Source organism: Cobetia sp. (assembly GCF_983723665.1).
In genome coordinates, this window is the sequence record NZ_CFDJES010000015.1 from 10,633 (window position 1) to 21,922 (window position 11,290).

The following is an 11,290-nucleotide window of genomic DNA, read 5'->3' on the forward strand; positions in this document are numbered from 1 at the left end:
CCGCCGTGAGGACACCCTCGCGGCGGTTTTCTTGTCTCAATCGGCTCTCGTGCTCGTGCTCGTGCTCGTGCTCGTGCTCTCAGTCAGAGGGTTCCGGTTGAGCGCCTCAGGCCGGGCGCTTGGTCCAGGACTGACACCAGCCCTTCGGCTCGACGCTATGGCTTGGGAAAAGCTGGCAGCCTTCGTTCTCGGGCTTGTAGAACATGCAGTTGGCGCAGTCCGAACCCGGCTTGAAGGCGGGGTGGTCCTTGGCTTCACTGGCGACTTCCACGTAGTTGAGCGCCTTGGCTTGCGGATTGGAGGTATCCAGTCGCGGCAGGTCAGCGGCAAGGGCGCGGGGTGAGAGTATGGCGGCGCCCAGTGGCAGGGCAGCGAGCCCCAGCAGGCTGTTGCGCATGAAGTTACGGCGGCTCTGATTGGCCATGGTCGGATTCCTTCTCATCAATGGAGCACAACCGTCGGGGTGTGCTGCGGTCACGGCTCGCCTGTCAGGAGGCGCTTGCATGTCAGTCGTTGCAGTGTCGCGGCTGCCACCGGCGCCTTGATGGGCAGTCTGTGTGGCATTGCTGGTCGCTTGCTGGCATTCATGGATGCAGGTGGCATGCCAGATGCTGAACATGTGGTCAGGTTCTGCGCCATCGGTGTTCGGGCAGATTTGTCAGGAGGTCTCTGCTCGCCGATGGTGCATCAAGCGGGTGCTACCTGCTTATTGTGGCTTGAGTTGGGGCAACCGTCAGCCTCGCTGGCAGAACTCTGGCATGATGGAATCGACGCAGGAACGTGAATGACGTCGCTGTGGCCCGCGAGCCATGGCGAAATGATGGATGCATGCCTTGCCGAGGTAACTGCAACGACAAGAAGGAAATGGCGGGATGCTGGATGTGATGGACGATATTCGCTCGGCCGGCCGCAAACTGTGGCGGGGCTTCGGGGTCAGCGTGGTGTTTGCACTGGTAGGGGGTGGGCTCTGGTGGTGGCAGGAGCGCGACTACCAGCAATTCTACGTCTGGCAGGGCGTGCCGCAGGCGCGTGCGCTGGACTGGAAGACGCTGGCGCGCGGCTTGCGCAGCGACGCCTATCTGGTGGGCTGGTCTGATCTGCGTGCCAACCCGTTATGGGTGACATGGCGGCTCGAGAATACTCAAGGGTCGCGACTGGGGGAGCGTCCTGACGAGTTCGAGCGCGACTGGCGCTCGCTGTGGCCCGTCACGCCGGATAGCTATCGCAACAGTGGCTACGACCGCGGACACCTGGCGCCCAACTACGCCATTGGCAAGGTCTACGGCGTCAAGGCGCAGCATCAGACCTTCCGCATGACGAATATCTCGCCGCAGACACCGGCGCTCAATCGCAAGCTATGGCAACGTCTGGAGGCTGCCATCATGGACAGTATCCTGCCGCGCGAAGGCGCACTATGGATCACGGCAGGGCCGGTCTTCAGCGGCAGTATCGAGCGGCTGCCCAATCTGATCGAGATTCCCGACGCCTTCTACAAGATCATCATCTCGCCCGGCTCCGGTCGGCAGGCACCTCGCGCGCTGGCCTTTCTCTTTCCGCAGCAGGTGAGGGGAGATGAGCCGCTGGATCGTTTTCTGGTCAGCATCGATCGCATCGAGTCTCTGACAGGGCTGGACTTCTTCCATGAGCTTCCCGATGACGTCGAGCAGCGCCTCGAGGCGCAAGTCGTGCGCGATGGCTGGCAGGTCGACAGTTTCAGTCGTACGCCATCACGTTATTGAGCTATAGCCAAGGTCCGACTGACAGGAACGTACTGAAGGAGTTCGGCGGACAGGTGCCGACTGAAGGGGTGCAGCTGAAAAGAGTTATCCACAATGCCTGGCGTAGTAATGGGTGTGGACAAGTTGCGCATGAGGCGAGCGGTATTTTCTTCGCGACATGCGAAAGACAGCGCAGGGCGCTGTGGGTCTGGGCAAAACAAGAGGATAAGTCAGTCAGGAGATTGCGAGGGGGAGTAACGCGATGTGAGCAGCAGGCGCTGCGAGGATGCATCGGATATCAACTTGATGGTGCCCAGAAGAGGACTTGAACCTCCACGTCCATACGGACACTAGCACCTGAAGCTAGCGCGTCTACCAATTCCGCCATCTGGGCATCAAGTTGTGTGCTGAAGTCTCAAGAGCTGAGTCTTGCAGCTGAACGAGCATGAAATCCTTGGTAGTGGATGCCATGTTCCCTGTTCGAGTGCGCATCGTGGTGCCCAGAAGAGGACTTGAACCTCCACATCCTTACGGATACTAGCACCTGAAGCTAGCGCGTCTACCAATTCCGCCATCTGGGCGAAGCGCGATACAGGGGTCGTTCGTTGTGAGTCTGACGTCCGTGGTGCCCAGGAGAGGACTTGAACCTCCACATCCTTACGGATACTAGCACCTGAAGCTAGCGCGTCTACCAATTCCGCCACCTGGGCAGACATCAGAACTCGTTTCGGTCCGCAGACCCGGATCAGCAGTCAAGTTGTTGAAACTTAAATGCTTTACCCGTTTTCTGGTATCCATCTTAACGTGTGTCACGCCAACATGAAACCTGAAATTGGTGCCCAGAAGAGGACTTGAACCTCCACGTCCATACGGACACTAGCACCTGAAGCTAGCGCGTCTACCAATTCCGCCATCTGGGCAAGTGGTGCCGAATAATACGGATGTACTGCGGGAATGCAAGCTTTTTCTTTCATGCCCTGCTGAGCGAGCCGCAGAAAGCCTCTCTCGCTTCATGAGGACAGACAGGGGGCAGACAGAGGGCAGAGAGAGAACAGACAGGTGAAGCTCATCAATTGGCGAGCTTTCAGACTTGAGAGTCTGGCCTAGGGCCGCCATTGAGAGCACTTAATGGCCCCTCCGCCGTGATGAGTGGCGGGGAATGGTTGGGTCGGCCCAAGGGTAGAGGCTATAATGCGCGGATGAGAGACAACCTGTCATTCCGTGCCGCGATCGCTGCCCGTCTCGAATTCATCGTCAAGGAATCCTGATTAATGACCCAATGGACGCTCAGCGACGACCCGCACGCGGAACGCGAAGCCCATAAGTACGACAAGCCCATCCCCAGCCGAGAGTTCTTGCTCGACAAGCTGGAAGAGTATGGCAAGCCCATTACCCACGAGAACATGAGCCGCATGCTCGGTTTCGAGGACGAGGAGCAGCAGGAAGCTGTGCGCCGTCGCCTCAATGCCATGGAGCGTGATGGTCAGGTGCTGCGCAATCGTCGCGGTGCCTATGCCCTGATCGACAAGCTGGACCTGATCCGTGGCCGCGTCGTCGGTCACCGCGACGGCTTCGGCTTCCTGGCGCGCGAAGATGGCGTCAAGCCGGACCTCGCCGTGCCGCCGCGCCAGATGCGTCGCGTCTTCCATGGCGATCAGGTGCTGGCTCGCGTCAGCGGCCGTGATCGTCGTGGCCGCGACGAGATCACCATCGTCGAGGTGCTGGCGCGCAATACCCAGACCCTGGTCGGCATCTACCGTCAGTCCGAGCCGGACTTCGGTGTGCTGATTCCCGAGAACTCGCGCATCGCGCAGGAAGTCATCATCCCCAACCGCGTGGCCAATGGTGCCAAGGACGGTCAGGTGGTGTCCGTGCGCATCACTCAGCAGCCCGCCACCCGCGTGCAGCCGGTGGGTGAAGTGGTCGAGGTGCTCGGTGAGCGCATGGACCCGGGCATGGAAATCGATATCGCGATCCGTTCCCACGATATCCCCAGTGAATTCCCGCCGGAAGTCGAAGACCAGATCTCGACCATTTCCGCCGAGGTGCTGGAAGAAGACAAGAAGGGCCGTATTGACCTGCGCGAGACGCCGCTGGTCACCATCGATGGCGAAGACGCGAAGGACTTCGATGACGCCGTCTGTGCCTGGCAGGACGACAATGGCAACTGGAAGCTGCTGGTCGCCATCGCCGACGTCTCCCACTACGTGCGTGGCGGCAGCCCGCTGGATCAGGAAGGCTATGTGCGCGGCAACTCGGTGTATTTCCCGGGTCAGGTCGTGCCGATGCTGCCGGAGCTGCTCTCCAACGGTCTGTGCTCGCTCAACCCGCATGTCGATCGTCTGACGCTGGTCTGTGAGCTGACCATCTCTGCCAGCAGTGGCGAGATGCTCGACTATCGCTTCTTCGAAGCCGTGATCCGTTCACATGCTCGCCTGACCTACGAGAAGGTCGGCACCATGCTGACCGACCCGGAAAGTGAGGAAGGTCAGGCATTGTGCCAGCAGTACAACGAACTGCTGCCGTCGCTGCACAACCTGCACGCGCTGTACGGCGTGCTGCGCAAGGCGCGTGACAAGCGCGGTGCCATCGACTTCGAGACCACCGAAACGCAGATCCTGTTCAACGATGAGCGCAAGATCGAGCAGATCGTGCCGCGTACCCGCAACGACGCGCACAAGCTGATTGAGGAATGCATGCTGGCAGCCAACGTCGCGACGGCACGCTTCCTGGATGAGCACGATCTCCCGGCCCTCTATCGTGTCCACAAGCAGCCGGCACCGGAGCGTCTGAACAACCTGCGCGCCTTCCTGGGTGAGCTGGGACTGACGCTGGAAGGTGGCGACGAGCCGGCACCCAAGGACTTCCAGGCACTGCGTGCCTCGATCGCCGAGCGCCCGGACCTCGACATCATCCAGACCGTGATGCTGCGCAGCATGACCCAGGCGGTCTACTCGCCGCAGAACGAAGGTCACTTCGGTCTGGCCTACGATGCCTACGCGCACTTCACCTCGCCGATCCGTCGCTATCCGGATCTGCTGGTGCACCGTGCGATTCGCTCCGTCATCCGTGGCCCGCGCAAGACCGACACCGTGCTGCGCGCCGAAGATGCCGTGACCGAGCGCCCGACCAAGTGGTGCCCGTACACCTTCGAGCAGATGCTCGAGCTGGGTGAGCACTGCTCGATGACCGAGCGCCGCGCCGATGAGGCGACGCGTGACGTCAACGACTGGCTCAAGTGCGAGTTCATGAAGGACAAGGTCGGGGAAGTGCTGGAAGGCACCGTCGCGGCGGTCACCCAGTTCGGCCTGTTCGTGCGTCTGGATGCCTACTACGTCGAAGGCCTGCTGCATATCTCCTCGCTGCCGTCCGACTACTATCACTACGAGGCCGAGAAGCATCGCCTCAAGGGTGAGCGTGCCGGCGTCAGCTATGGTCTCGGCGATGGCGTCACCGTCCAGGTGGCCCGTGTCGACATGGATGAGCGCAAGATCGACTTCATGCTCAGCGACCCGACGCCGCGTCCCAAGCGCAAGCCGCGCAAGGCACGCAGCAGCGAGGGCGACAAGCCGGCAGCCGGCAAGAGCGGTTCCGCCGCCAGCAAGGAAGCCGCTGCCAAGGGGCGTCCCGGCAAGCGTGAGCGCGAACGCCTCAAGTCCCTGACCGAGGAAGTCAGTCAGGAAGGCAATGGCAACGCGGCTGCGGCCGAAAAGCCGGCAGGTGAGCGTCCGCCGCGCAAGCCGCGCGGTGAGCGCAGTGATCGCTCGGGCCGTGGAGAGCGCAAGGCCGCCGCTGGCAATGAGCAGCAGCCCACCGCAGAGGCGCCCGCTGCGGCGCGTCCAGCCGTGCCGAGTGGTCCGGAAGCCGCCGACAGCCCGTTCGCGCCGGTCGCGCCGATGGGTGCCGCAGGCAAGGACGATCCGTCGCGCAAGCGGGGTTCGCGCTCGCGCGGGCGTCGCGGTAACGGCCGTAGCTGATTTCGGCTCGGCTCCTCGCGCGTCACTGCATCAGCCCCGGCTCCGGTCGGGGCTGATGCGTTGGGCAGTCGTCAGGCTGCACGATTTCAAGGCTGTCGCGTCGGCGGCAGCTCAGTTTCCGTCAATGTGACAGGGCCCGTCGGGTCATCAGTCAGGAAGGCACAATGAGTCAGGACAAGGGGCGCAAGCCCGGCCGCGGCAAGCCCGCCGGCGAGCGTGCTAGTCACGCCAGAAGTGAGCATTCCCGAGGTGAGCGCAGCGGCGCTCAGCGTCACGAGCGTGGCGGGGCACGCAAGGGTGGCGCTCGCGCCGCCGCGCCGAAGATTCCCGGTGGCCTGGAAGCCGTCTATGGCGTGCACGCCGTGGAAGCCTTGCTGGCACGTGACCGCGCACCCAGCGAGCTGTGGGTGCAGGCGGGCGAGGCCGAGCTGCGCCTGAGCGAGATCATCGAGCAGGCGCGTGCCGCCGGCTCGCGCGTCACCCTCAAGGGGCGTGAGGAGCTGGATGCACTGGCCGTCGGCGGTGGCGCCCATCAGGGGCTGGTCGCGCTGTGCGCGCCGCTGGCCACCGAGAACGAGACCGGCCTCAAGCTGCGTCTCGATGGCTGGTCCCACGCAGAAGCTCCGCTGTTTCTGGTGCTGGACTCCGTCACGGATCCGCACAACCTCGGTGCCTGCCTGCGCAGTGCCGATGCCGCGGGCGCCCATGGCGTCATCGTGCCCAAGGACAAGTCGGCCTCACTGAACGCGACCGTGCGCAAGGTGGCCTGTGGGGCAGCGGAAGTGGTGCCGGTCTATCAGGTCACCAACCTGGTCCGCACGCTGGACGCCATGAAGGAAGCCGGTGTCTGGGTGCTGGGCACGGCGGGCGAAGCCGAATCCATGGCCTTCGAAGCCGACTTCACCGGCCCGGTCGCCATCGTGATGGGCGCCGAGGGCAAGGGCATGCGTCGCTTGACCCGCGAGCATTGCGACAGCCTGATCAAGCTGCCGATGGCGGGTAGCGTCTCCAGCCTCAATGTCTCGGTTGCCGCGGGCATCTGCCTGTTCGAGGCCGTGCGTCAGCGCCGCGGCTGAGGCAATTGTCGGCAGGGGATAGTCAGGGGAGGGGCAGGGTAGAGGCAAGAGAGAGACGGCCAGCGGAACGGGGCCGGCTGTCTTTCACGGGCCGCTTGCCAAGCCCTTGACTCCTCTCTACAATACTGCGGTTCTGTGAAGTGCAGTCTGCAGTGAATGCGCGGCATGGGGGCACCTGTCCTCGCCCGCGCGCGTCTTTCGTGGCCTTCGGGTCTGAATGGCACAACCGTAGTAATCACTCCACTCCTTGCTTCCCGGCCCGAGACGCGCCGTGGGGGCTGTCAAACCGAAAGGAGCCAAGCCATGCGTCACTACGAGATCGTGTTCATGGTCCACCCGGACCAGAGCGAACAGGTTCCGGCCATGATCGAGCGTTACACCTCCATCGTGACCGAAGCCGGCGGTACTGTGCATCGTCTGGAAGATTGGGGTCGCCGTCACCTGGCCTACCCGATCAACAAGATCCACAAGGCCCACTACGTGCTGATGAACGTCGAAACTACCGGTGAGGTGGTCGAAGAACTCGAAACCATCTTCCGTTTCAACGACGCCGTCATCCGTAACCTGGTTGTGCGTTCAAAGGAAGCGGCCATCGAGCCGTCTCCGATGATGAAGCCGGCTGAAGAGAAGCGTCCGCGTCGCGAAGACAAGCGTGACGAATCCGAAGCTCAAGACGCTAACTGATACCGCACCCCCAGGAGGTCATTGCAATGGCACGTTTTTTCCGTCGTCGCAAGTTCTGCCGCTTCACCGCTGAAGGCGTGAAGCAGATCGACTACAAGGACATCGAAGTCCTGAAGTCTTACATCACCGAGACCGGCAAGATCGTCCCGAGCCGTATCACTGGCACCAAGGCACGCTACCAGCGTCAGCTGGCGACTGCCATCAAGCGTGCTCGCTACCTGGCTCTGCTGCCGTACAGCGACAGCCACCAGTAAGGCGACACCATGATGCTGGCACTGGCACGCTGGGCCATGCGCGGCCCCCTGCAATGCATCGCGATTGCATTGCTGACGGGAATCGTGCCCTGGTTCTTCTGGTTCAGTGCCGCCATCAGTGCGCTGGTCACGCTTCGGCGTGGCCTTGCGCCTGCCGCACCCGTAGTCATCGCCGCCGCCGTTCCGGCCGGTTGGTGGTGGGTACAAGGCGATCCGGTGCCTCTGGCAACCGTATTGCTGGTCACCCTGATGGCAACCCTGTTGCGCGCTCGCGTGCGATGGGGTGAGGCGCTGATAGGCGCCAGCCTGACGGCGGCACTGATGGTGCAGTCCGGGATATTCCTGCCACCAGGCGGAGCCGGTCCACTGCTTGAGAGCATTCGCAAGAATGCCCCTGAGCTTGACGCACGCTTGAACGACTTTGCCGCTCAAGGTGTGCCGACTGAACAGCTCGCAGGGCTGGTCATCGGTGGTATTACCGGGTTGGTGGTCCTGCTGGCCGCCACGGGCTGTCTGGCCCTGGCGCGCAGTTGGCAGTCCGGGCTCTACAATCCGGGTGGGTTTCGCAGCGAATTCCATGCCTTTCGGCTGAGTTTGCCCGAAATCCTGATACTGGCAGCCTGCGGGATCATTGGCGTACTGCTCAATGTACCTGCAGTGCTCCTGCTGATCTGGATACCGCTGCTGGTGGCGGGCATTGCCCTGGTACATGGTTACATCGGGTTAAAGGGGATGAGCGGGTTATGGCTCGTCGGCGTCTATTTCATGATGCTGACCACCTGGCCCACGATTCTGATTTTGCTGCTGTTGGCGCTTGTGGACGTCTTTGCGGATTTTCGCGCACGTCTCGCCGGCAGTCATCGATAAGAGGTTTACGAGATGCAAGTCATTCTGCTCGACAAGATTGGCAAGCTGGGCAACCTGGGTGACCAGGTTTCCGTCAAGGCTGGCTTCGGTCGCAACTACCTGCTGCCGTACGGCCTGGCAGTTCCGGCCACTGCTGAAAACCAGGCAGCTTTCGAAGCTCAGCGCGCTGAGCTGGAAGCACAGGTTGCAGAGCGCAAGACCGAAGCTGAAGCGCGTGCCGCTCAGCTGAACGAAATCGAACTGTCCCTGGTCGCCAAAGCTGGCGAAGAAGGCAAGCTGTTCGGTTCCATCGGTCCGCGTGATCTGGCCGAAGCTATCGCCCAGTCTGGCATCGACATCGCCAAGAGCGAAGTCCGCATGCCGGAAGGCCCGCTGCGCAACACTGGCGAATACGACATCGTGCTGCAGCTGCACGCTGAAGTGACTGCCACTGTCCGTGTGGTCGTGGTCGGCGAGTAATCGCTGATTTGCAGTGGCTGGCCGGTGATCCGGTGTAGCGACTGCTGCGGTACCCAAGCCGCCTTTGCATCCTCGATGCGAAGGCGGTTTTTTCATGGGCGCGATTTGTCATCGGCGTGGCATTTGCCTGGTCGCCGGCGAGGCGATGACGCACAAAATCCGGTAGAATGCCTGCCCCCGTCAGGAAGAGGCTTCGGCGTGGGCGCGGCGGTTGGCAGGCTTGCGTCAATGCGTGAAACTAGAAGCCCCCGCGGGCATGTCAGTCATCAGCAGGAGTCAGCCAGGCATGAGCGAGATTCAGGATCAGGATCGCGAGACGGCAGCGCTCAAGGTGCCGCCCAATTCGCTGGAGGCCGAGCAGTCGGTGCTTGGCGGCTTGATGCTGGACAACAGCGCCTGGGATACGGTCTCCGAGCGGCTGGTGGCCGACGACTTCTATCGCTATGAGCATCGTCTCATCTACAACGCAATGTCTCAGCTGGTCGGCGGCAGCCGCCCGCTGGATGTGGTGACGCTGTCCGAGCTGCTGGAAAGTCGTGACCAGCTCGAGTCGGTCGGCGGGTTGGCGACCCTCGCCGAGCTGGCGCGCAATACTCCCTCGGCCAGCAACATCAAGGCCTATGCCGACATCGTTCGCGAGCGCGCCACGCTGCGCAAGCTCATCCAGGCGGCCAACCAGATCGCCGAGAGCTCCTTCAGCCCGCAGGGCCGTGATGCCGATGAGCTGGTCAACGAGGCCGAGCGCCTGGTGTTCCAGATCAGCGAGTCGCGGCCCAAGAGCGGTGGCCCCAAGGGCATGAGTCAGCTGCTGACCGGCGCGGTGGACCGCATCGATGAGCTGTTCAATCTCAAGGGCCAGATGACGGGCCTGTCGACCGGCTTCCGTGATCTCGATGACATGACCTCCGGCCTGCAGCCTTCGGATCTGGTGATCATTGCCGGCCGTCCCTCGATGGGCAAGACCACCTTCGCCATGAACCTGGTCGAGCATGCCGTGGTCTCCGGCGACAAGCCGGTCGCCGTGTTCTCGATGGAGATGCCCGCCGAATCGCTGATGTTGCGCATGATCTCCTCGCTGGGCCGCATCGACCAGACCAAGGTGCGTACCGGCCAGCTGGAAGACGAGGACTGGCCGCGTCTGACCTCGGCGGTCAACCTGCTCAAGGACAAGCAGCTGTTCGTCGATGACACCGCGGCGCTGTCGCCCAACGAGATGCGCTCGCGCTGTCGACGCATGGCGCGTGAGCATGGCGGCATCGGCCTGATCATGATCGATTACCTTCAGCTGATGCAGGTGCCGGGGCTTTCCGAGAACCGTACCGCCGAGATCTCCGAGATCTCGCGCTCGCTGAAGGGCCTGGCCAAGGAATTCGCCTGCCCGGTCGTGGCGCTCTCGCAGCTGAACCGCTCGCTTGAGCAGCGCCCCAACAAGCGTCCGGTGATGTCGGATCTGCGTGAATCCGGCGCCATCGAGCAGGATGCCGATGTCATCGCCTTCGTCTACCGTGATGAGGTCTACAACAAGGACAATCCCGACAACAAGGGACTGGCTGAGCTGATCATCGGCAAGCAGCGTAACGGCCCCATCGGTACCGTTCACATGGCCTTCATCGGCAAGTACACCCGTTTCGAGGACCTGGCGCCCGACAGTTATGGCCAGGCCTTCGCTGAATAACGTGATGCGTACGCGCGTCAATCATGTACCCGGGCGGCGGCATCGCCGTTGCCTCGCAAGACCCGCACTGACGGGGAGGAGATAGCATGGCAGGTGGATTTGGGCGCGGACGCGCACGTACCCCCAAGCTGCAGGGCCGCGGCACGCTGGAGAGCCTGGAGCGTGAAGGACCCTTCAAGGAATGGCTGGGCATGCCGGACCTCTACCGCTTCACGCTGGTCGTGGAAGGTGAGAGCTACAGCTACCAGACCGAAGACAGTGAAGTGCCGGTGGTAGCCGGCGACATGGTCGTCTTCCGCTACAAGGAGACCAAGGCGGGCAAGTGGATCGACCGCAACTCCCTCGGCAAGGCCATCGACCCCAACTCGCTGTAAGCGTCACTCCGGCGCATGAGGATCACGCCATGCCGGCTGCCAGGTCGGCATGGCGTGATCCTGTTTTGATCGAGATAGTCGACACATCGACTTAGTCGATCTGGCGTCTGGCATCCCCTCTGCCGGATGAGGCGCCTCATGCGCCGCGTGGCACCTTTGTCATCCCTCTGTCATATCAGCATGTTCAGATTCTGACATGCTCCCAT

Annotated in this window: 10 protein-coding genes and 4 tRNA genes; 9 read left to right on the top strand and 5 right to left on the bottom strand. The window is 62.3% G+C overall.

The features are described from left to right. Positions 1-106: 106 nt before the first annotated feature. Positions 107-424 carry a high-potential iron-sulfur protein gene (locus tag AC4FAH_RS03055; RefSeq protein WP_043334757.1) on the bottom strand — a complete coding sequence of 106 codons (318 nt, stop codon included), beginning with the start codon at positions 422-424 and terminating at the stop codon, positions 107-109. A 448-nt stretch (positions 425-872) separates the two neighbouring features. Here AC4FAH_RS03055 and AC4FAH_RS03060 point away from each other — a divergent pair, with 448 nt between their 5' ends. Continuing rightward, positions 873-1,739, top strand: a complete 867-nt coding sequence (locus AC4FAH_RS03060; RefSeq protein ID WP_284726741.1) for a DNA/RNA non-specific endonuclease — start codon at positions 873-875, stop codon at positions 1,737-1,739. A gap of 286 nt (positions 1,740-2,025) precedes the next feature. Here the strand turns inward: AC4FAH_RS03060 and AC4FAH_RS03065 are convergent. The 4 genes from AC4FAH_RS03065 to AC4FAH_RS03080 form a co-directional block, all read right to left on the bottom strand. Further along, positions 2,026-2,112, bottom strand: a tRNA-Leu gene (locus AC4FAH_RS03065). Positions 2,113-2,212: 100 nt separating this feature from the next. Then, positions 2,213-2,299, bottom strand: a tRNA-Leu gene (locus AC4FAH_RS03070). Between the two features lie 42 nt (positions 2,300-2,341). Then, positions 2,342-2,428, bottom strand: a tRNA-Leu gene (locus tag AC4FAH_RS03075). Positions 2,429-2,551: 123 nt separating this feature from the next. Then, positions 2,552-2,638: transfer RNA gene (locus AC4FAH_RS03080), tRNA-Leu, on the bottom strand. A 351-nt stretch (positions 2,639-2,989) separates the two neighbouring features. Here AC4FAH_RS03080 and rnr point away from each other — a divergent pair. The 8 genes from rnr (at position 2,990) to AC4FAH_RS03120 (ending at position 11,084) form a co-directional block, all read left to right on the top strand. Next, positions 2,990-5,695 (top strand): ribonuclease R, encoded by a 2,706-nt coding sequence (rnr, locus tag AC4FAH_RS03085; protein WP_287020789.1) that lies wholly within the window; start codon positions 2,990-2,992, stop codon positions 5,693-5,695. Positions 5,696-5,859: 164 nt separating this feature from the next. Next, a complete protein-coding gene (gene rlmB / locus AC4FAH_RS03090) occupies positions 5,860-6,771 on the top strand; it encodes a 23S rRNA (guanosine(2251)-2'-O)-methyltransferase RlmB (RefSeq protein ID WP_082388189.1) in 912 nt (303 codons plus the stop codon). Positions 6,772-7,074: 303 nt separating this feature from the next. Next, positions 7,075-7,455 (top strand): 30S ribosomal protein S6, encoded by a 381-nt coding sequence (gene rpsF, locus AC4FAH_RS03095; RefSeq protein WP_043334756.1) that lies wholly within the window; start codon positions 7,075-7,077, stop codon positions 7,453-7,455. Between the two features lie 26 nt (positions 7,456-7,481). Further along, positions 7,482-7,709 (top strand): 30S ribosomal protein S18, encoded by a 228-nt coding sequence (rpsR, locus tag AC4FAH_RS03100; RefSeq protein WP_024952281.1) that lies wholly within the window; start codon positions 7,482-7,484, stop codon positions 7,707-7,709. Positions 7,710-7,721: 12 nt separating this feature from the next. Continuing rightward, the gene (locus AC4FAH_RS03105; protein WP_043334783.1) at positions 7,722-8,576 is read left to right on the top strand and encodes a hypothetical protein; all 855 of its coding nucleotides are present in this window, start codon (positions 7,722-7,724) and stop codon (positions 8,574-8,576) included. A gap of 12 nt (positions 8,577-8,588) precedes the next feature. Beyond that, on the top strand, positions 8,589-9,035 hold the full coding sequence (gene rplI / locus AC4FAH_RS03110; protein WP_043334754.1) for a 50S ribosomal protein L9: 447 nt from the start codon (positions 8,589-8,591) through the stop codon (positions 9,033-9,035). 286 nt (positions 9,036-9,321) lie between these two features. Next, a complete protein-coding gene (gene dnaB / locus AC4FAH_RS03115; RefSeq protein WP_165873876.1) occupies positions 9,322-10,710 on the top strand; it encodes a replicative DNA helicase in 1,389 nt (462 codons plus the stop codon). Positions 10,711-10,796: 86 nt separating this feature from the next. Next, positions 10,797-11,084 carry a hypothetical protein gene (locus AC4FAH_RS03120; RefSeq protein ID WP_043334752.1) on the top strand — a complete coding sequence of 96 codons (288 nt, stop codon included), beginning with the start codon at positions 10,797-10,799 and terminating at the stop codon, positions 11,082-11,084. The last annotated feature ends 206 nt before the right edge of the window (positions 11,085-11,290 follow it).